Origin of the sequence: Virgibacillus sp. W0181, from assembly GCF_051846915.1 — a bacterium.
Taxonomy (GTDB): Bacteria; Bacillota; Bacilli; order Bacillales; family Amphibacillaceae; genus JBPYCR01.
In genome coordinates, this window is the sequence record NZ_JBPYCR010000001.1 from 112,208 (window position 1) to 134,043 (window position 21,836).

General features: G+C 35.5%; 22 protein-coding genes and 1 other annotated feature. Of the genes, 2 read left to right on the forward strand and 20 right to left on the reverse strand.

Translation table 11 applies throughout. The features are described 5' to 3' along the window. Window positions 1-34: 34 nt before the first annotated feature. From ACLIBG_RS00565 to ACLIBG_RS00600, 8 genes are all read right to left on the reverse strand, one after another. Window positions 35-1,057 carry a hypothetical protein gene (locus ACLIBG_RS00565; RefSeq protein ID WP_439310750.1) on the reverse strand — a complete coding sequence of 341 codons (1,023 nt, stop codon included), beginning with the start codon at window positions 1,055-1,057 and terminating at the stop codon, window positions 35-37. Between the two features lie 9 nt (window positions 1,058-1,066). After that, window positions 1,067-1,921, reverse strand: a complete 855-nt coding sequence (locus ACLIBG_RS00570) for an ABC transporter ATP-binding protein (protein ID WP_439310751.1) — start codon at window positions 1,919-1,921, stop codon at window positions 1,067-1,069. Further along, window positions 1,908-2,615: a hypothetical protein gene (locus ACLIBG_RS00575; RefSeq protein ID WP_439310752.1), complete on the reverse strand. Its 708-nt coding sequence runs from the start codon at window positions 2,613-2,615 to the stop codon at window positions 1,908-1,910. The genes ACLIBG_RS00570 and ACLIBG_RS00575 overlap by 14 nt, the downstream gene beginning before the upstream one ends. After that, window positions 2,602-3,201 (reverse strand): RNA polymerase sigma factor, encoded by a 600-nt coding sequence (locus ACLIBG_RS00580; RefSeq protein ID WP_163241933.1) that lies wholly within the window; start codon window positions 3,199-3,201, stop codon window positions 2,602-2,604. Before ACLIBG_RS00580 ends, ACLIBG_RS00575 begins: the two co-directional genes overlap by 14 nt. Window positions 3,202-3,365: 164 nt before the next feature. Beyond that, on the reverse strand, window positions 3,366-4,934 hold the full coding sequence (locus tag ACLIBG_RS00585) for a recombinase family protein (RefSeq protein WP_439310753.1): 1,569 nt from the start codon (window positions 4,932-4,934) through the stop codon (window positions 3,366-3,368). A gap of 1 nt (window position 4,935) precedes the next feature. Continuing rightward, window positions 4,936-5,352, reverse strand: coding sequence for a recombinase (locus ACLIBG_RS00590; RefSeq protein ID WP_439310754.1), 417 nt, complete (start codon window positions 5,350-5,352; stop codon window positions 4,936-4,938). Next, entirely contained in the window at window positions 5,352-6,914 is a 1,563-nt protein-coding gene (locus tag ACLIBG_RS00595; RefSeq protein WP_439310755.1) for a recombinase family protein, read from the reverse strand. Before ACLIBG_RS00595 ends, ACLIBG_RS00590 begins: the two co-directional genes overlap by 1 nt. Window positions 6,915-6,967: 53 nt before the next feature. After that, window positions 6,968-7,195, reverse strand: coding sequence for an SHOCT domain-containing protein (locus tag ACLIBG_RS00600; RefSeq protein WP_439310756.1), 228 nt, complete (start codon window positions 7,193-7,195; stop codon window positions 6,968-6,970). A gap of 206 nt (window positions 7,196-7,401) precedes the next feature. Further along, window positions 7,402-7,661: a binding site (T-box leader), on the forward strand. A 54-nt stretch (window positions 7,662-7,715) separates the two neighbouring features. Here ACLIBG_RS00600 and trpS point away from each other — a divergent pair. Both trpS and ACLIBG_RS00610 read left to right on the forward strand, forming a co-directional pair. After that, a complete protein-coding gene (trpS, locus tag ACLIBG_RS00605; RefSeq protein WP_439310757.1) occupies window positions 7,716-8,726 on the forward strand; it encodes a tryptophan--tRNA ligase in 1,011 nt (336 codons plus the stop codon). A gap of 174 nt (window positions 8,727-8,900) precedes the next feature. Continuing rightward, window positions 8,901-9,686 (forward strand): CPBP family intramembrane glutamic endopeptidase, encoded by a 786-nt coding sequence (locus ACLIBG_RS00610; RefSeq protein WP_439310758.1) that lies wholly within the window; start codon window positions 8,901-8,903, stop codon window positions 9,684-9,686. Window positions 9,687-9,765: 79 nt separating this feature from the next. Here the strand turns inward: ACLIBG_RS00610 and ACLIBG_RS00615 are convergent, their stop codons facing one another. From ACLIBG_RS00615 to ACLIBG_RS00670, 12 genes are all read right to left on the reverse strand, one after another. After that, window positions 9,766-10,473: an N-acetylmuramoyl-L-alanine amidase gene (locus ACLIBG_RS00615; RefSeq protein ID WP_439310759.1), complete on the reverse strand. Its 708-nt coding sequence runs from the start codon at window positions 10,471-10,473 to the stop codon at window positions 9,766-9,768. Further along, window positions 10,470-10,880, reverse strand: coding sequence for a phage holin family protein (locus tag ACLIBG_RS00620; protein ID WP_439310760.1), 411 nt, complete (start codon window positions 10,878-10,880; stop codon window positions 10,470-10,472). The genes ACLIBG_RS00615 and ACLIBG_RS00620 overlap by 4 nt, the downstream gene beginning before the upstream one ends. Before the next feature lie 76 nt (window positions 10,881-10,956). Then, a complete protein-coding gene (locus ACLIBG_RS00625) occupies window positions 10,957-13,428 on the reverse strand; it encodes a glycosyl hydrolase family 18 protein (RefSeq protein WP_439310761.1) in 2,472 nt (823 codons plus the stop codon). Next, window positions 13,425-14,006 carry a hypothetical protein gene (locus tag ACLIBG_RS00630; protein ID WP_439310762.1) on the reverse strand — a complete coding sequence of 194 codons (582 nt, stop codon included), beginning with the start codon at window positions 14,004-14,006 and terminating at the stop codon, window positions 13,425-13,427. The genes ACLIBG_RS00625 and ACLIBG_RS00630 overlap by 4 nt, the downstream gene beginning before the upstream one ends. A gap of 9 nt (window positions 14,007-14,015) precedes the next feature. Then, on the reverse strand, window positions 14,016-14,210 hold the full coding sequence (locus ACLIBG_RS00635) for a hypothetical protein (protein ID WP_439310763.1): 195 nt from the start codon (window positions 14,208-14,210) through the stop codon (window positions 14,016-14,018). An 11-nt stretch (window positions 14,211-14,221) separates the two neighbouring features. Continuing rightward, the gene (locus ACLIBG_RS00640; protein WP_439310764.1) at window positions 14,222-16,741 is read right to left on the reverse strand and encodes a phage tail spike protein; all 2,520 of its coding nucleotides are present in this window, start codon (window positions 16,739-16,741) and stop codon (window positions 14,222-14,224) included. 7 nt (window positions 16,742-16,748) lie between these two features. Beyond that, the gene (locus ACLIBG_RS00645; protein ID WP_439310765.1) at window positions 16,749-17,522 is read right to left on the reverse strand and encodes a distal tail protein Dit; all 774 of its coding nucleotides are present in this window, start codon (window positions 17,520-17,522) and stop codon (window positions 16,749-16,751) included. A gap of 15 nt (window positions 17,523-17,537) precedes the next feature. Further along, on the reverse strand, window positions 17,538-20,159 hold the full coding sequence (locus tag ACLIBG_RS00650) for a phage tail tape measure protein (RefSeq protein WP_439310766.1): 2,622 nt from the start codon (window positions 20,157-20,159) through the stop codon (window positions 17,538-17,540). 84 nt (window positions 20,160-20,243) lie between these two features. Beyond that, a complete protein-coding gene (locus tag ACLIBG_RS00655) occupies window positions 20,244-20,552 on the reverse strand; it encodes a hypothetical protein (RefSeq protein ID WP_205178008.1) in 309 nt (102 codons plus the stop codon). Between the two features lie 99 nt (window positions 20,553-20,651). Beyond that, window positions 20,652-20,828 carry a hypothetical protein gene (locus ACLIBG_RS00660; protein ID WP_186088520.1) on the reverse strand — a complete coding sequence of 59 codons (177 nt, stop codon included), beginning with the start codon at window positions 20,826-20,828 and terminating at the stop codon, window positions 20,652-20,654. A gap of 11 nt (window positions 20,829-20,839) precedes the next feature. Next, a complete protein-coding gene (locus ACLIBG_RS00665; RefSeq protein WP_257455526.1) occupies window positions 20,840-21,223 on the reverse strand; it encodes a hypothetical protein in 384 nt (127 codons plus the stop codon). Window positions 21,224-21,238: 15 nt separating this feature from the next. Further along, the gene (locus ACLIBG_RS00670; RefSeq protein ID WP_186088518.1) at window positions 21,239-21,835 is read right to left on the reverse strand and encodes a major tail protein; all 597 of its coding nucleotides are present in this window, start codon (window positions 21,833-21,835) and stop codon (window positions 21,239-21,241) included. Window position 21,836 lies beyond the last annotated feature (1 nt).

Genomic DNA, 21,836 nt, shown 5'->3' on the forward strand with positions numbered 1-21,836 from the left:
AATTTTAAAAAACTATCAAATAGATACAAACTCCCTATACGATCTCTTTTTTTGCAAAAACTTTTGTGCCAATTAATATTAGCAAAGATAGGCCCAAAAAGGATGCCGACAACCCTATCGTCTCATAATACTTCCAAATAATATCTGCTCCGCCGTCAGTAAACCATTCATGACTTGTTTTCCAGAGCCAAACTGGAGTCATTCCTAACATAGCACGTACAGTTGAGCCAATAGGAAATAAGTATTTAACGACAAACAATCCACCTAAAATAATCACAGATATCAAAAATGTTGTATAACTGTTTCGAACAAAAATTCCAGCTGTAAACCCAATCAGAGCAAAACAAATAGCTAAACCAATTGTCAGCGCAATTGTTGCCCATAAGTACTGAACAACCGTTAAGCGATTCCAAGTGATAAAGGGTTTACCAAATTCGCCTACTGCATAGTTAAACCCACTTGACACATAATCAAACCACACACCAGAAAAATCGAATTGAAGAAAAAATATAGTCAATGACATGCCAACGACTACAACACTAGTTAACAGTGTCCCAATCCATACTGCATTGAGTTTTTTCCATATGATTTTTCTACCAATATTTGAGGCATAAACAACTGATTCTGTCCCGTTTATTTTTTCAAATGTCGTTGAAAAGATACCTAGAAACAACCCAATTAGACATACCTCTGCAATAATGAGCATAAATATTAAGCCAAACAATGTACTATGCACATATGGTGTTTGTGTACCAAAATAGAAGGATAAAGCATCCCCATTTTCCGCTTTTTGATCGATTACTTTCTGTACTTTCTCATATTTTTTTATGATATTATCGGCCTTCTTACCGGTTACATCATATTTTTGTATATAATCTTGAGCAATATTGTCCGCTTGAAAATCAGTAAAGATATTCACCGAGTTTATATTTCTATCAAATTGATAATCATTATAAGTTAATAATATAAATGTTCCATTTAACAAAATACAGAATATAACAAATCCTATCACCACTGGCTGAAAGAGGATCTTCTTTGATTCGTTCCAAAAAAGCATTTTTCCACCTCACATGATGTCTTCTCTGTAAACATAGAGAAATACATCTTCTAAATTTGGACTAACAGGTGTTGCAACATCACTACAGTCCTGCTCACTTACAAATCGAGTAACTGTTTTACTATTTAATTGATATTCTGTAAGCGTAAAATATTTCTTGTTAACTGCTTTAATATTGTCCGTTTCAAACACTTTCGCTGCTAATTGATTACATATTTCTTCAGGTGTATCATTGATTAATAATTTATGATCCTTCAGCATAATTACTTTGTTTGCTATTGTTTCAATATCAGACACAATATGGGTAGATAATATAACTATTCGTTCTTTGGATAAAGATGAAATCAAATTACGGAAACGTACACGTTCTTTCGGATCTAGACCAACAGTTGGTTCGTCTAAAATTAATATTTTAGGGTCATTTAAAATAGCTTGTGCAATTCCAACACGTTGAACCATACCACCTGAAAACTTCTTCATCTTTTTATCCCGAACAGTTGTTAAACCTACTAATTCAATCAGTTCATCGACTCTTTCCTTTGCAATTCTTCGATCAATGCATTTTAGAGTCGCCATATACAACAAAAATTCCCTTGGTGAATGATTCCGATAATACCCAAAATCCTGCGGTAAATATCCGATTAAATCACGGTATTTCGAATCAAGCTTAATGATGTCGTCACCGTTCCAGAGAATTTCTCCTTTCGTAGGAAATATTAATGTTGTTAACATTTTTATTAATGTTGTTTTTCCAGCACCATTTGGCGCTAATAATGCATAAACACCATTATAAAATTCTAAAGAGAGGTCCTCTAAAGCAGTAAAATTTCCATATTGTTTTGTTACATTGTTAAGTATTAACATAGTTTTTTACCTCCGTAAATATTTTGTTCAATCGGTATACGAATAATAGACATCCAAAAACAGCTAAAATGAAAGCAATAGTAGTTGGGATTGCCCTTAAAAGATTCTCCCATTTCTCAATACCTACTAAAAATGGAATCATCCCGTTAAGAGTAATCCATGCACTAGAAAAAATCGCAAATGTCCACTTACCTTGGAATAGCCTAATTAACAAAAGACTTGATGTTACACAGATGGACAAACTAAATAAACAAAGGGAAAACAATAATAGAAATTCGTCCCCATTTCTCGTACTAAACACAAGCATTAAAATTGTTAACATAAAACCTACTAATGAATAAGCAATAATTCTTAATGCCGTAATCTGAATCATTGTAAAATGGCATGTTTGTTTTAATTCATATAAACCATTGATTCTCTCTGACATTTCCGTAAAGAATAAAATAATTAAATAAATGATAGGAGCGATGATTGTTGCAGACGAAAAGATAAATTGTTCGGGTAATGTAATAAAAATAACAGATGCTAATACAAGGGTTACCATTGTAATAAACCATCCATAGGATGTATCCCAAAAGATACTTCGATATTCTAATGTTCTAACTATCTCAATCATTTTTCTCCAAGAACTTTTTGGCTTTTGTAGACCTTGTTCTAAAATAAATTCAATACTTTCATCTTTATTCATTGACATCAGAAAACTCCTTTCTCAATAAATGAATCAACCGATAATACTTTGACTTCACAGTCCCCTCAGCTTGATTTGTTAAAGTAGCAATTTCCGAGAACGTATATGCTCCAAAAGTATGTAAACGAAAGATCTGTTGAATATCAGCGGGATAACAAGCGACAAACTGCTCCATTTGTTCAAGTACGAATTTATTTTCAAATTGTATTGTAAAATCGTTATAATCGATTGGATCTACATCACCTAATTGAAGTGTTCGCTGCATTTGGTTGTAAGAACTAGAACGAAACCAATCAATTATTTTATTAGTAGCAATTCGGTATAACCAAGTTCTAAAACCTCCTCCCTTTTTTCGGTCGTAATATTGAATGGTTTTTAACATCGAAATAAATATCTCTTGTGTTAGATCGATTGCCGTATCAACATTCGTAATTTGTCTTCTAACGTAACCATGTATGTCATCATAATACATACGAATGAGTTCATCGGCAGCATCTCGATCGCCCTTACGCTGAATTTTTTTAATTAAACGATATTCGTTCAGTTCTATCCCTCCTTTTTTTACCCGTCTACTTACATATTCGTAATCTATTAGAAAATAGTTTCAGTAAAAATTAAATTATTTTAGATCACATTCTCAGTGAATAATCGATTCTATTACTTTTTGAATTTCCAGTCAATTTAATAGATGAAATAAGAGACTAACTATATAAAACCATTAACTTTATATAATTAGCCTCTTGTTAAATATTCATATTATATTTCTTTTGCAATCTCAATCCCTGACTTAAATTCAATCGTTAATTGTCTTTCATGGATCGTTATTTTCTCAATCAACCTTCTAACCAACACATCATCATACGTTTCAAGTTGCTGCGGTTGCTCTTTTAAAAACTTTGCCATTTCTTCAACCCGCTGCCTAAGTCCTTCCCTGGCTGCATTTTTCATCATAACTTCCTGCTTCAGTTCCCGCAATCGGTATATTTCTTCCGCTACATCATCGTAATCTTCTTTTGAATTTGCGAGTCTAAGCAGTTCCATTTGTAGTTCTTCTAGCTTTTCGTCAATATCAATTGTTGGTTTATCCGCATTTTCATGCAAAACTGTTTCAATATTTTCTATTAATAATTTCAAGTAATTATCTTTGTTGCCCAAGACTTCATTAATGGCTTGTACTATGGCTTGGTGTAGTTCATCTTCTCTGATTGTTTCTGCATTGCAAAGATGTGTTTTTCTTTCTAGTCGACTGACGCAACGCCATACAATGGACCTGTACCCTCGGTTATTCCAGTGAACCCTTCGAAAAACATCTTCACATTCTTTACAAAATACAATACTCGACAATGCATACTTGCTACTATACACACGTTTCTTTCCTGTTTTTCCATTTCGTATATTTGCCCTTCGCATCATTTCTTCTTGAACTTGTAGATAAATCTCCCTTGGAATGATGGCTTCATGATTATTTTCTACATAGTATTGTGGAACGTGACCATTGTTGACAACTCGTTTCTTCGTTAAAAAATCTACGGTATATGTTTTTTGAAGTAATGCGTCCCCAATATATTTTTCATTTTGCAATATCTTTTTAATCGACTCTGGCCGCCACTTTGTTCGTTTAGCTGCGGTTAATATCTCATCAGCTTCAAGGCCACGTGCAATTTGAACCAAACTGGATCCCTCTAAATATTCTCGGTAAATCCTTTTAACAATTTTCGCTTGTTCTGGATTAATTACTAGTTTATTGTTTTCATCTTTTGTATAGCCTAGAAAACGATTATGGTTTACCTGCACTTCACCTTGCTGGTATCGGTATTGAATGCCAAGTTTTACGTTTTGACTAAGTGACTGACTTTCTTGTTGTGCAAGAGAAGCCATGATGGTGAGCATTATTTCGCCTTTGGCATCCATTGTGTTGATGTTTTCCTTTTCAAAAAAGACAGGTATTTCTTTATCTTTCAATTGCCTGATGTATTTTAAACAGTCCAGCGTGTTTCTCGCAAATCGACTGATGGATTTTGTAATAATCATGTCGATTTTTCCATTCATGCTATCTTCAATCATTTTATTAAACTGCTCACGCTTTTTTGTGTTTGTTCCAGATATGCCATCGTCTGCATAGATTCCTGCAAGTTCCCATTCAGGATTGTTCTGAATATAGGTAGTGTAGTGTTCCACTTGAACTTCATAACTAGTTGCTTGTTCTTCGCTATCTGTCGATACCCGACAATAAGCTGCTACTTTTAATTTTTCTTTTTTCTCTGCACCAACATTCCTCGTTCTTCTCCTAGCCGGGATAACTGTGACACTTCTTGCTAATGACATTTTAAGTCACCTCTTCTTTTATTAAGCTGTATACATATTCTGCTTGTTTAATGGGATTGTCGTATTTATCTTCCACTTTTTCGATTGTGAATGTAAAACTAGGTGTAAATGTTTCTTCCTCTTTCATTCTATTTAAACGCCCTAGTTTTTTCGCACGTTTAAACCTTTCTTCTTTCAGCCGTTCAAATTGTTCTTCTGAAATTAATCTAGGAAATATTTCATTCCCCATATACCTTTCATCTGTTAATATTCTTGTAATTCCACCATGTGATCGATTAATACCAGAATCCTTTGCTGCATTAGCTAAAGATTTACCAGATAAGTATGACTGGATTAAAAGCTTTAATTGCTCAGCTTCTCTGGCATGAATTTCAATTTTGCCGTCTACTATTTCATATCCAAAGGGTGTGTGTGCCATCAACGTTCAATCCTTTCTCTAAGTGTAATGCCACATTTCAAATGAAATCCTATTTCATTAGGTGAATATACGATCATCTTTTTTACAATGTCTTGAAAAGATTCTTCATCAAATGCATCTATAAATATTCCTTGTTTAAAGTATTTAATGAGCCGCTTTACTTCACTTAGCTGATTTGAACTGTCATTAATTAAATACAGTAACTGCTCTCTTTCTTTTTTTAGCTTCATATGTCGATGGGTCAATTCGATTTTCTGTTCATTAAAAATTGCCGGTTCTAAAAATCCTTTTGTCATTAATTGAATTAATGTATTCAGTTCGTCTTTTGTAACCTCCAGTTGTTCTTCTATTTCAGTAATCATTTGATAGTTTTCATCTTGGTTTGACGTTTCTAGTTGTTTCGATAGTGGGGTTAAAACATAACTATATCCAAAATTTAGTTTATTCATCATCGTAATAAATGCCTGATGAATACGTTCTTCTCTTATAAAAAGCATCGAACATTTATCTTTGTTTTTAATGTGTGTAGAACAACACCAAGCGATATATTTACTATGCGTGGAAGTGTGAATTCTTCTTTTAAAGGTATCGCCACATTCCACACATTCAATCTTTCCTGAGAAAGGATAGCGGTTTAAATATTTTCTACTTCCAGCAGCTACATTCTTTTGGCTTGCTTGATATTCTAGCATTCGATTAGCCGCTTCAAAATCAACATGCGTAATAATCGCTTCATGGTGATTTTTAATTAAGTACTGATCCAATTCACCTTGATTGACCTTTCGATTAAAATGTTCATCAGTAAAAGTCTTTTGAAGTAGAACATCCCCAGTGTACTTTTCGTTCTTAACAATTCCACGTATCGTAGACTCTGTCCAATTGCCATTTCGCTTTGTTGGTATTCTTTCTTCGTTTAGCTGCCTGGCAATTCGTTCTGTTCCTATTCCTTCAAGTACACTATTGAATATTCGCTTGACAACTTGTGCTTGTTCTTCATTTACAACCACCATTTCATCGATATAATCGTAACCGTATGGCGGGTACGATATCTTGTAAGTCCCTCGTTTAAATCTTTGTCTAATCGACCATTTACTATTTTCGGAAAGTGACACTGATTCATTTTCTGCTAGACTACTTAAGATTGAAAGCATAAGTTCACTTTCCATCGAATTTGTATTGATGTTTTCCTTTTCAAAATAAATGTGCACACCTAAGTCCATCAATTTTCTGACTAACTCTAAGCAGTCAATTGTGTTTCTCGCAAATCGACTAATCGATTTCGTTAAAATGAAATCAATCTTTCCTTTTTCACAATCAGATATTAAGCGAAGCAATTCTGGTCGTCTGTCTTTTTTTGTTCCTGTGATGCCTTCATCACTGTAAATATCAACTAGTTGCCATTCTTCATTTGTTTCAATCAAAGTTTTGTAGTGTCGTCTTTGGGCTTCTAAACTAATAAGTTGATCCTCATTCGATGTTGACACTCGTATATAAGCAGCGACCTTTTGTTTTGGTTTTCCTATTGAAGATGTTGTCATATCAAGTGTTGTTATCTTTCTCATCCACTCACCCTCCTTTCTTGTATGTGACATATTAGCGTTAGAACACTGTTATATCAAGGTTTATCGCACATTAAAGGGCTTAATAATGGATTGAATTTTTGACGATTTAATTTACTTATTTGATCGAATTCTTCCTGGGAAATAAGCTCCTCTTCACGAAGTTTCATGAGCTCTTTTTCAGCAAGATGAAAATTGAGTTCATTATTAAGTTGCTCCTTAGTAGGTTTAGATGGTTTATGATTAGGTGTTTGATGTTCAGGCAAGAGTTGTATCATTCGCATATAGATTTCCTCCTAACTAGTCTTCTATCTATATGCGAAAAAAAGCGTAGATTCGAACCCCTGTTTACTATAATATTTTGATATTAGTTGATATGTAATTGAAGTTGTAGATATAATGAAAGTAGATTATTCAATAAACGGGCCAGATTGTTGAGGAAGTAATTGACTATTGAGTATGTATGTCTGTATAATAAATACAATAAAATAAATGTCCTATGATGAGGAGAAGTAATTAAATTTAGCTTCGTTACAGAGAGTTAGGGTAGTTGAGAGCCTAGCAAGAAGAAGTTTGACGAATGGACCTCTAGGGAACAAGGGGAAATCTGTAAAGAGAGTATCTAAGTGGTGGGCTGCACCTTATAGCAGACTGAGTATGTTAGTACTTGATAATGAGTGGTGTGATTATATATACATTTAATAATCACGCAATTTAGGTGGCAACACGGAAATAAACTCCGTCCTATTAATTTAGGACGGAGTTTTTATTATTTTGTAAAGTAAATATATGAGGAGTGGGCTTATGAAAAAGAATAATTTGTTAACAGGAGATCGACCTACAGGTAAACTCCACATAGGGCATTATGTAGGTTCGTTGAAAAACCGAGTTCAATTACAAGACCAATATAACAGTTTTATAATGATTGCAGATCAACAAGCATTAACTGATAATGCAAGAAATCCCGAGATAATCAAAAAAAACCTTATTGAAGTAGCGTTAGATTATCTGTCCGTAGGAATTGATCCATCTAAAGTAAATATCTTTGTTCAATCTCAAATACCGGAGCTTAATGAGTTAACAATGCACTATTTGAATATCGTTACGGTCTCAAGACTTAAAAGGAATCCTACTGTCAAAAATGAAATTCAAGAAAAGAACTTTAGCGAGAGCTTGCCTGCTGGTTTTCTTACTTATCCTGTTAGCCAAGCGGCAGATATTACGGCCTTTAAAGCCGGTGTGGTTCCAGTTGGAGAAGATCAAATACCTATGATTGAACAAACCAATGAAATTGTTAGAAGTTTTAATTCTATTTATAAAAAGGATGTACTAATTGAAACTAGTGCATTACTTCCTAAAAAGGCACTAGGAAGATTACCTGGTATTGATGGAAAGGCAAAAATGAGTAAATCATTAGGTAATGCTATATACTTATCGGATTCCCCAGACGTAATTCAAAGGAAAGTTATGTCAATGTATACCGATCCTAATCATATTAGGGTAGAGGATCCCGGAAATGTGGAGGACAATCCAGTCTTTACTTACTTAGATGCCTTTTGTTTAGATAAAGTAAAATTAAATGAAATGAAAGATCACTATAAGAGAGGAGGTTTAGGAGACGTAAAAGTAAAACGATATTTGAATGATTTACTTCAAGCAGAATTAGAACCAATTAGAAATAAACGAAGCTATTATGAAAAAAATATAGAGTATGTGTTAGAAGTTTTGAAAAAGGGAAGCCTAAATGCACGTTCAGTAGCAACAGAAACACTTTTTGAAGTAAGAGAAGCAATAGGAATAAATTATTTTAATTAACAGGTAAAGGACAGAAGGTAAATCTCTGTAGTGAATGGGACGATTATAATATATTAAGTCATCTAAGTATGTAAACTAACAGTTCCAGAAACGGGCGCACTTCTTGAATAAGGATATGCGCCCAGTATTATAAAATAGGGCCAGATTATTAAAAAATACAAAGGGGTTTCATTGATGCAGAAAAAATGGAGAATTAAACTTGTTTTATTCCTTACATTATTAGGTGCAATAGGCATTGTTGCAATCATTCCGTATGAGATTACAACCTTAATGAACGAAGAGTTTTATAAAACTAGTTCAGAAGCAATGCCTGTTTCATTGGTTGTAACAGTAAACTCAATAATTCAAGTTGTTTTTTTGTTTTTATTAGTATTAATAGGTGTACGGCTTCAGAGAAGAACAGGTTTAAGCACCCCTAAACTGGAGAATTTTGTTTACAAAAGAAAATTACAACGCTTTTCAAAAAAGTGGCTGATAATTAGCATTTCCATTACATTTATTTTTTCTTTAATTACCATCCTATTTGACCTATTTGTGTTTTCTTCCGTTATAGAAATACCCGAAGGACAAACAACGGTCACCATTTGGTGGCAAGGCTTACTTGCAATGTTTTATGGAGGTATAACGGAAGAATTAATGGTTCGATTATTTGGAATGACCTTAATAGTGTGGTTATTAGCACGTATCGCCAAAAAAGAAAAAGAGGAGATTCCTAACAGTTTTTATTACATAGCAATTTTTCTTACAGCGATTTTATTTGGCTTAGGACACTTACCAGCAACTATTCAAATTTTTGGTGAACTATCTACAATTATTGTTACACGAGCCATAGTGTTAAATGGTTTACTAGGTCTATGGTTTGGTTACTTGTACTGGAGGAAAGGATTGGAATATGCAATCATTGCACATATATCGGCAGATTTCTTTATACACGTGTTATTTATGCAGATGTTTTATTAAGCAATCGGACGCGATTGTAGAGAATAAATACTTATTTAAGAAATAACCGAGGAGCAATTACACTGCTCGGTTATTTTTTCTACTCATACTTCACAAACGCATCTTTAAAGCCAGCTTTCTTTGCTTTTTCCAACTGCTTATCCGCATTCTTTTTAACACTATACGCACCAATCTGCACGCGATATAGTTTCTTTCCACTAGTTGGCGGTTTAGGTGTTGACGTACCTTTCGCTAATTCCTTCTTCACATCTGCCCGAAACGTATCCATTGATTTTCCATGTTTTGAAAACCAATGACGTGGGTCACCATGATTACTAGCGATTTTCTTCTGATGCCCTTCATAATGACCGATGATATTTTTCTCCGTCAGTTTGTATTGTTTACAGAGGTAAGCAGCAAGTTCAACCGCTTCTTTATAAACTTTATTAAAGTAAGTTTTATCCGTTAAATTATCCTCACAGATTTCAAAACCAATATGTGTATTATTCGCATCACCACCTGCATGCCATCCGCGATGATTCCAAGGTAATGTTTGGTAAGTTGCAATCGACCCATCTTTTAACTTTCCGATAAAAGCATGAACACACACCTGTCTACCATCTGGACGTGGCTGGTTCCAGTGATTGTTGTATTGATTCTTTCCTAACAAACCATCATCTGGGCCAACGTAACGTTTTAAATTCGGATTGTTTGCCCCTGTGCTATGGACCATAATTCCCTTCGGTGTGATTTTCCTTCCAGCTTTGTAACATTCATTCTTCGTTAAATACAACTTCTTTAAATTCATGATTCATTTCCTCCTTTGTTGTGTAACTGAGCAAGTACACTTTTCAACTTCTCAGGTATTGGCAGACCTAGTCGTGAAGCATTTTCTAGCATGGAAATACCTTCATTTGAACAATAAAAAAAGATGACTGCTGTTCTTAGAACGCTGCCATCCCCTATCAAGTGAGTGTCAATCATATGTCCGACACCTACCAATATAAAAATTAATACCTTTTTAAATATCCCCCGGTAACCAATTTCACTAGATAGTTCCTTATCGACAATTGCACACATAATCCCTGTAACATAATCAACAACAACCAATATAATCAATGCATACAAAAAGCCATCTAAACCTCCTAAAAACCAACCAATAAATCCACCTAGTGCTGTAACAATAATCTGTATCCAGTTCCATATATCCTTCATAGAAAGTTTCCTCCTTCAATTTTAAAAATATCTATATAAAAAGGGTGTCCACATTTTGTAGACACCCTTGAATTGTTTATATTTGTTTTGGTAATGCTTCCCAAACTCGCATATCTTCTTGTCCTAATGACCAAATAGCAATGCCTCGTAACTTCCACTTGTAAGCTGCCTCGTTTGCCCAATAAACCAAGCTATCAACATCTTGATAATAGAGAATTGAAAAACCATCCGCATCTCCTAAAAATAATCGGGATATCCAAAGATTAATGTCCTTTGGTTTTATTTTGACGGTATAATCATTTCCGGCAATTAGTGGTAATTCTTGTGAGTGGAAGAAATCATAATCCATTGATATATCATCACTTCTTGTGCTTATCTCCTCCACATCATTATTTACTTTAAAGACCTGAAACTCGTTATCCCAGGTAACACCTGTTCTTGGTATTCTTCCGAATTCTACTGTGTTTCCATTAGGGAAAGTTATATCTACACTTTCATATGGTTCATATGTCCATGCATCTCCTAAACGGAGTAAGTCAGATATCATGCGGTTATCTGAACGAATTCCTGCATAGCCTCCACTGAAATCGTTTATATCCACTTTAAATCTGAATGTGTTTGCTGCCCCGGAATACACCCTAACAGAATTATTTCGTATTCGCATTTCAACCGTATAAAGATTAGGTGCGGTTCGTAAGTTAGCATTTGGGGTGCGTTCTATTTGAACATTATAACTTCCTAGTAATGAACTACCTTTATACAATTCCAAACGCTGGGTACTATAGTTTAAACAACAAAATAAATCACCACAGAATACTCCCGCTCGCCCATTCCCATTTTGCGGAAAACCTATTCTTGCCCTAATGTGTATATCTTTAAAATCGGAATATCTCCATGTTAATTCACCCGTTCCATCAAGCTGTGCATAAGGACGTGGATTGTTAAAATCTTCTTTTTTCCATACTTCCCATTCACCGCTTAAGGTTGTCCAATAATTGCTAGGTAGCGGATTTTCATCCCTGAAATCTTCGTACCAGACGAGAGCTGAGTCCGGCTTTCTTCTCAACACTTCAGTCGTTAATTTAAATGCCCGATCGGGTTCCACCATTTGACCATTTACCCCTTTAAATTTCCTCGGAGCAAGTAAGAATTCCGCTTCCCCTGCACTGGATGATTGTTGAAAGTCAGAGCAAACTCTAAAACCATAAAACTGAACACCAGGAGTTCCTGCTTTAACTTTAATCGTATGTGTACCTGCTGATAAGGATATATTCTTCTTTAACGTTAACCAACAAGTCGTTCTCCAATAAGGCCACCACAGCCTATTTTCATTATAGGTTGTTTCATCATTATCAATTGATATTTTAATTGCATTTTTATCCCAAAAAGAAAAACCAATTCTCACTGCAATATCATAAGTTCCACTAGATTGTAAAGTGAAATTATATGTCGTTTCACCATTTTCACCGAGAGTAACCATCTGGGACGAATCAGAAACAATTCCCGCATGACTATCATAATTACTGCCTAAGCGATCAATATATATTGTTCCGAATTCTGTCTTTTGTTGTTTACTATAAGCCGTTAAAAAACTTCTTCGATTATAATCTTCTGCAATTAATGGATTGGTTCGTGCAATCGCATCTGGACCTTCCATATAATCATAAACATGCGGCAGTGCCCAGGGGACTTTATCGTAATCATCCCAATAAGCAATGATAGGAATCATCGGTTGCGGTGGTGCATCATTAGTAAAATTATAACCACCTGTCATCCAAAGCTGTGCTGCATAATACGTATTAGATGTACCACGATAAACCCTATTTAAGTTTTGTGGAGTATCATCAATTCGCCAGTTCCAACCATAACCAGGAAGACCTAAAAATATCTTCTTAGGTGACATGACGCTCGTTGCATAATTATAAATACCTTCCAACCAATCTCGTGGAGAAACAGGACCAGGAGCCGAACCTGCCCAAGCCATCCCATAACTCATAATCGCAGCCGTATCACAATAAGGATCTAAATCTTCATATACACACCAGTTTTCTCCACCAACAGAACCTTGAACCCCTGTCATCCCAGGTAAGCAAATATTGACAAGCTTTGATGAGTCGTACTGTTTTACAGTTTCATAGATGTTTTTAAATAAAAGATTTGCGGCATTTTTGTTTTCATAGCCACCGCCACGTTCTAAATCAATATCAACACCATCACACCATGGATACTTATTCATGATCCGAACGATTTCTGATAAAAATTTATCTTTTGCTCCATTTGTGTTATTTCTGATTGCTGTAAATATTGATGCCGTTCCATGATTCATGATTGTTAGCAACCATTTTATATGCGGCCATTTATTGATATATGGCATCATGCTCGATATACTTGTCCCTGTTTCTTTAATAGTCCCAGTAATATCTACCTCGAATGTGAATATACCGACCGTATCAAGCCTATCCCCGTATTTGTTTAAAGCCTCATACATTCTTGCATTTCCCATGAAACTCCATATCATTGTCCTTCTACCTTCGAGATATTGACTCATTGCTTGTCACTTCCTTCTTGCATCTCTTGGAATTCAAATAAAACTCGTGCTGCTTTTCCTTCTTCGAGTTCTACAATATGTTTGCTATCAGATGCTGCAGTATATTGATAGAACCCTTCTTTTTCTGTTTTACTTTGATTTCGCAATACTTGTCTTTTGGAAGCCAATAATGAAAATGTATCGTCCGAATTTGCGGCAGCTTTAAAATTCATACGATGCGAACCATAGCCTTGCGATAGTTTAATAGTTCCCGCTTTCATTGCTTGTAGTGGTGTAATATGACAGTCCAATCCAGCTGAAGTTGTACCCAGATTAAATATGACAATTGTTTCTTTACTTCTAACCACTCCGTTATAAAAACGAACTGGGACAACCTCGCTTTCTTCTCTATATTTTTCAAGTGAAGTTTCTGTATTTAAGACATAGCCTGTTAACTTATCACCTTCTTGAAGTTGTATATCTGTATAATAAATCGTCCCCGTACAGTCTGTAACGAACAATTTCAAAGTTACATTCACGACTCTTTTATCTTCTTTCACACGTATCATTTCACTAAATCGAGTAAACTGTATCGCCATTCAAATCACCTAACCATCAAGTGTCCACTTTATTTCTGATACATGCCCAACCCAACCAGTAGCGATTGAGCCACCTTGTAATAGAATATCCGTAAAATATACAGCTCCAGTACAATCTCTTACAAATAAACGGATTGTGATTCTTCTAATTTTTTCTGAACCTTTAGGATTTATTCCATGTGCAGTTTGAGTTAAAAACACCATTGCCAACACCTCTAAAATAAATCAATAATTCTCTTTTCAATCGATCCATCTTCGTATTCAATTTCCACTTCAATCCCTACTTGCCCATTTGGTCCTTTCTCTAGATTTTCAGAACCAATTTGTGCGGATATAGTATAATTCTTTCGATTTGCTGGATATACAGTTTGATACATACTTTTCGTCATTCCCAAAACACCTTCTGCTTTAAAAGATGCATCACCGCTTGCACCATTATTCGGATCAACAGTAAAACCAGAATTCACCCAGTAAGTAAATCCATCATCTGCCCTTGAATTTCTCAAATGGTTAAACGGTACTAAGTCTTTTATTTCCTGCCGATCAAGCACATCAGTATCGTGCAGCATGTCCGCAGCTTTATCCCACTGAGCTGATGAATCACCTAACTCTTTTAATTTCGTTGACAGTTCAATCACTGTTTTCCATGGTTCTTGTAAGTTATATTGTCTGCGTACGATGCGAGTCTTCACTTGTAAATTTAATTCTTTATCGTTTACGGTAACAATATCTCCTAGATCCCACTCTTCGTGTTCATAACCCGTTAGTACGGATAAGTCTATTGCAGTTAAAACATACGACACTCTCGGTTTTGCATATTGACCTAATCGCATATTCGCAAATTCCAACATTTGATAAGGGTTACTAAATGATGAGGCATCAAGTGTTGCAATTCGAACTTCCGATGTAAAACTATAATCTTCTACATATGCTTTATTATTGTTAATAGATGAAAATGTCATGCCATCTTTACCGTATGCGTATAATCTTGTCACTAAACTTCTTGTATCCACTGTTCTTTGAATACTTTTCATATTCTTTCTATAACTAAATAACGCACCACTATCTTTCCCGCCAAATGTCAGTAAATGAACTAAACGATTCGCACTATCAAAAATTAAATCTCCACCATGGATATTTTGCACTTCTCGTAATATAGATAATGCATTTTTCTCCTCTGATTCCCACGTCCGCTTTGTAGTTACATTCACATTTCCAACAGACCACTCCGTTCCTTCTAACGCATATTTCATTGGGACATCAGCAGTATCTGCATTAAATTCAATAGGCTGTTTATCCGTACTAAAAGCTAAGTCATAAAAATCTGCTTCTGCATATACGTGAGTGATGATATTACCCTCTTGGCTTTTTTCATCCGTTATTGTTCGTATGCGATACACATCGTCTACGATTTGAATTTGTTTTTCGTTTTCAATACTTTCCCTTTTTAAATCATGAAAAGGAATCTTAAACTCTAAGATGTCAGCACCATTAATTTCACTTGTAACAATGACATCAAACGCATTTTCTAAAACTGCATCCCAAGCGCCGTTACTATCCAAAACGACAGGTCTAGCAAATCCAAGTTTTTCATAGGCAGGTTTTGGGATATCATGCAATATAACTTCTATTAGTTTCGGTGTTTTCGTTTCATCTTCTGTCGTTAAAGTAATGCGATAGCGGATATAGGCTCTATTAGGTGAAATTAATTCACCTGTTGGTCCAATTGTTTGCCACGAAGTCCAATCCTCAAGGTCATCTGATGTGGATGTTTCAACTAAACTAATCGCAGTGGTCCCAGCAATATATTCACTAGTTACTGAAACTCTACCATTGCCACCTAAACCACACTTTTTAGGTACTGTATAGAGCACACCACTACTTGGATATTTGTTATCTTCTTGCTTTAAAATAACAGCACCTGGTTCCGTTAATGCATCGACTTGGGATGCACTATCTGCACCATTTGCTTGAATAGAAGATTTAAAATATAAGTGTATATCTTCCATTGTTAACTTTGAATCTTTCTCAAAAAACCAATCATCAAAACCTCCGGCATAGTAATACGTATCTTGTAACATACCCATGACAATGTCAGCGGTACATTCTTCATTCAATACACCTGTATAATTTCTTACAAGTGATTGCCAAGTCGCCCCATTCGACCTATCACCGATAAAGTTTTGAATTGTTTTATCAGTCCTATTAATAATTGTTGTGATAAAATACCAACCATTATTTACAAAGCTAATACTTGGTGTCTCGGATGTATCATAAATTAATGTCCCAGCATTGTTATAAAGCATTAATCGTAGTCTGCCTTGATATAACGAAATATACAGGATTGGTTGTCCGGGTCCATTTCTTGTACTAAATATAGGAATAAATGTTTGACCGATTGAATAGGTTGTTGGATTTATCCAGCCACCGACAACAATTTTCTCCCCTAAATCAGTAAAAAAGCTACCATCATTGGTAGCGGTGAGGTGCGTCTTTTCACTTGTTGGATTGACAATATTCTGCCTGAAAAATCGCCCAAACTTCCCTGCCACTAAACTGGCAGATGTTCCAGACCAATTTGATATAGTAAAATGATGATTATTTGTGCCACTATCTATCAGCTTACTTTCATTTGGTTGTGATTCATTAAAACGCCATAATGCAACTGTTTCATCATGAATCGGAAACTCACCAGTAAAATCTGTTTGAGATGTTACAACCGATTTAATCGCCATAATAAAATCACCTCCATCTACTTTGACTTAATATGTGAAGTTCCGTAAATGCTGCTCCTGTACTATTTACTTTTATTTCATTACTACCAGGATATAAAACTGGAAAATTTAACTCATCTAAAACAGATAAACCATTCCGAACCGTATTTCCACTTGTATCTGTTATTTTTGCAGTTAGTAATCCACTATCAACGATTAATATTTCATTTGATGATAATGGTCCATTAACTTTTAAACTTTCGCCATTTGTGGTAACCGTTAAAAATGTTGAACTTGAACTACTGATATTTCCTTTCATTCGATATATCGGGAAAGATTCTATATTGCCTAACTCCCTATCAACTACATGGCTACCAGTAGAATTAATCGTAAATTGCTCATCTGTAATCGCATAACCATAAGGGTCTGGACAAACAAATGTAAGTTCAAAGGAACCTGCACTTCTTAATATTCGTTCACAATCCACTTCCTCTACTAAACGTGCTAAAAAATATCTGTTTGGAATATCGTCTAGCACTAATTGTTTTAATCCTAAATTAGGGTTCAACCATTCAGCTACATCATCCAATAGATGAATTACTTCGGTAAATGAATGCTGCGGAAAAATATTACAAATGACTTTGATATATTTTTCTGATGTATCTGAACCTAGATCGGCAATTCCCATTCGACCAGGTATAACTTCAAATGCATTTCTAGGAGCGGGAGAAACTTGCCAACTAACAATTCTTGCAGTGATTTTCATGTTTTTCGAATGAACGCCATCAAATGTAAACCCCATTCATCCCACTCCTTTCTAACTTGGCACGAACCTCCCTTGTGCTCGAGACCCTGTTTGAATTAAGTTATATAATTCTTGTGAAACTTTTCTAATATCATCTTCACTTCTGACAATCATTTGTTGGATTGTAATTAATGATCCATATCCATCTTGACTTGTTGTAATACCGTTTGCCCCTACATTCATGTTTGATTGAATGTCGAAATCTGTCGGAACTGCATCTTGTATATCCTCAGAAACTTGACTCATTGCCTTATCAAAACCAACCCCTAAACCTTGAGCCATATCATCACCAATACCAGCAAATACAGTTGATGGAGATTTAATACCAAGTAAACCTTTTACTCCACTTACAATTCCACCTACAAAATTACTGATTTTATCTTTGATCCAAGTAACCATGGAGGCAATTCCATCCCAAAGACCACGTACAATATTTCGACCGATTTCGACAATTGCAATTGCTGCTTTTCCTATTCCCGTAATTAATGCCATCACAATTTGTGGTAAAGCAGCGACCAGGGAAGGTATAGCTTTAATTATGCCAACTACTAATTGCAAAATGATACGGATCCCCATATCGATAATCATCGGTAAGTTTGAGGTAATAAAGTTAATAATTGAATTTATTATTTGTGGTAAGGCAGCTATCAATCTAGGTAAAGCTGCAACAATACCTTCAGCTAAAGCCATAATAATTCGAAGAGCCGCATTTAATATTTGTCCTAAATTATTGATTAACGTATCTACAATTAAAATGATTGCATCTATAACCGCTGGAATTAGCTGTGGCAAGGCACCTGCTATCCCATTCGCTAATGCGATAACAATTTGGATGGCCGCTTCAATTAAAATAGGTAAATTTTCAATAATAAATTCCGCAACAGTTGTTACTAAATATACGACCATTTCAACTAACGGCTCGATATTCCCTACAATCGCCTCAATAATTCCTGTTAATAAAGCAATCGCACCTTCTAATAAAGGTGGCAGTAAAGTAGGCAAAAGTTCTACCAATACATTCACCAGCTCTGTTAGCATTGTGGCTATCATATCAATGGCACCCGGGATATACTCTGTAATTCGATTAATTCCTTGAATTAAAAAAGATGATATTCTCTCGCCTATAGCGGTAATATCACCTTCTTGAAATCCATCATTTAATATTTCAGTTATATCTCGAACTAATTCTGTCACATCACCAACTGCCCCTTGGGCCATTTCTGCAAACTGTTCTCCGATAACGATTTGTAGTCCTTCATAGGCTGATTTTAAACTTCGTACAGAACCCGCTAGTCCACTTTCCATCGTGTCTGACATTTGCTGTGCGGCACCATCAGCATTTTCAAGTTCCTTATATAGATTATTCATCTCATCGCCAGTTCCAGATAATAATGCATTCACGCCCGCTAGATCTTGTTTATTGAAAATATTACTTAATGCGTTCATTTTATCTGCTTCTGACAATCCATCAAGTTCTTTATTTAAATCTGTAAATATATCGTTCATATCACGAATATTCCCTGATGAATCGGTAACGCTTATGCCCAGACCTTCTAATTCTTTTGCAGCAGCCGATGTGGGAGATGTCAAAGACATAATGATGTTTCTAAGTTTCGTTCCACCTTCTGCGCCTTTTATCCCGCGGTTCGCTAGGACTCCCAACATCACATTCAAAGTATCTAAATCTTGCCCAGCATTTTTCATTGTCGCTCCCGCAACAAGTATTCCTTCACCTAATTGCTGTACATCTGTGTTTGACTTTTGTGACGTCTTCGCCATTTTGTCCATGTACATGTCCATATCAGCGATTTCAAGGCCTAAAGCAGCCATGGAGTCTGTAACCAAATCAGATGCTCTTGCTAAATCCATATCACCCGCGGCAGCAAGTGTAAGCACACCTGGAAGTGCTCCTATCGCCTGTTCTGTATCATATCCCGCTAAAGCAAGATAATTTAATGCCTCAGCTGATTCTGATGCTGAGAAACGTGTACTTGCTCCCGCATCTTTTGCTGCTTGAGATAATTTATTGAAGGCTTCTTCCCCTTCTTCACCGGCTAGTCCCATCGTTGCCTGAACTTGCTTCATGGCATCTTCATATTCGCCATAAACATTTAAAGAGTCCTTTATAAACTTACCTGATGCGACTGCCCCAGTTCCGATTGCAGCCATTGCCGCAGCCGCTGCTTTTAAACCGGCTACTAATACTTTACCTGCAATTTCACCCGCTGTTTTTAAACCATTCACAAGTTTTTCTACTTTTTCTCGATTAAGATTCTTTACTTCTTCTTGTGAGTCCTTCAGTTCACGTTCTAAGTTATTTAACTCAGCATTCGCATTATTTAACTGGGTTTGCCAAGAAAGTGTTCTTCTATCATTTTCTCCAAAGGATTCAGCAGCATTGGCAAGAGCCTTTTCTAGTGTTGATACTTTTTCCTTTTGTGCATCAATCTCTTTATTCAATACTGTATTTCTTGCGGTTATTGCTTTAATAGATTTATCATTTCTATCGAATTCTGATGTCACTAATTTCATTTCTGAGCCTAACACTCTGAAGCTTTGATTTATCTCACGTAACGACTTCTTAAATTCACGTTCTCCTTCAACACCAATTTTAAGCCCAAAATTGTCTGCCATACTGCCACCTCCTCCTAAAATAGACATAAAAAAGAACAATCTATTGATTGCTCTCAAATTCATGTTCTCAGAATGTAAAAATATTTAATTCTCTTTATAGTTTTTTATTATTTCTCCAAGGTTCTCATTCAAATATTCGTAAGCTCGCATTTTGATTACATCTTCTTCTGAAGGTTTATTATAGAAATTCTTTTCTTGGAGCTTTTTCTTCTCGATATTAATGTTCCGCTTAGTATTAAAAAGTATGTTATCCAATGTATCGTCAACTTGTTCGTTATACATGTCTAATCGTCCTTGATCATATGCTTCTTTTAATTTCTCTTCTAAAACATCTCGTGCTATTTCTGCACCTTGTGATATTATCCAGTCAGATATTTGCTTTAATTTATCCATACAAGAACTCCCTTCAAAATAACATCTAATATAATTGTTTGATGAATACTTCAACTATCCACTCTTATAGTAAAAAGTATATCACAGTCAATAAATATTCTAAATTCCATAAGGAATGATGTCATCAATGGATAGTTCATTTTTAGGTTTTGTAAGACCTGTGAATTGTTTGTGGATTTCCCATTGATCAAGTAAATGGCCAATAGGCATCAACCATACTTCTTCTTCAGTCCTTTTTAGCTGTGTAACTCCATAATAAATAAGTCGAGCAAACATTTCTTCATCGTTTACTCGACCACTTCGTTTTTTGTATCGGCTTCCTCCGACTCAATATAGCGTTTTGTCCCTTTAAACATTGCTTCCATAATTGCATCTTTAAAAGTTGCCATTTCAACAGGTGATGTTAACAGTTCCACATCATCTTCCGTTAACAACTCTTTCTTTTCTTCATTTAATCGATTATGGATATAGATACTTTGATTGGCAAGCAGGGTAATTAACCAGACAATCTCGTCTAAAGCCATTTCAAAATTTTCAGCTTTCATTAACTTCTCACCTAAATCTTCAAGGCCACCATACCTTTTTGCAATTTCCTTTGTCGCTTTTGTTGTTAAGATTAATTCATAGTCCAAACCACCAATCGTAATCTTAGCACTTCTTTCATTCGTCATAATTGATCGCTCCTTTTATCCTTCAGTCCCCGCAGCAAATACTGGTTCATACACTTCGCTATACCAGCCTGTAATAATTTCTTGGTTTACTCCATCATCACCTTCACTCACTTCAGCTTTCCATGGGTGCCTTCCTTGCCCATCAAGCTTGTTCCTTCGTAATACCGTACCTTCAATTGTTGGTGTAGAGAAAGTAATACTATCCCCTTTTGTTGCAAGGTTTGTTGCTGGAATACCAAACTTCACTCGGTATAGCCAAAAATATCGGTATTTTCCATTTGCCTTTTTCGCCCTAAAACCAATCGCAACTGGATCTCCACCATCTTCACTTGTAGATATTAATACATGGTTATCATCAATTGTTGCTCCAGTTAAATCACTAGCTGCCGCCACACCAATATCATCAATACCAAGCGATAGTGTTCCGCTTTGAAATTCTTTAATCACTTCAGCCGCACCATCATCTGCATATAAAGTTGCCTCAGCTAATTCAACAGATAATTCAGCACTAATAGCTTTTGCTAAAGGACTAGGAGTTTCATAGGTTTCATCACCGTTTTCCCCTTCTGTTATTTTTGCATAATAAAGCCTATCAAGCCCGATAGTCGCCATA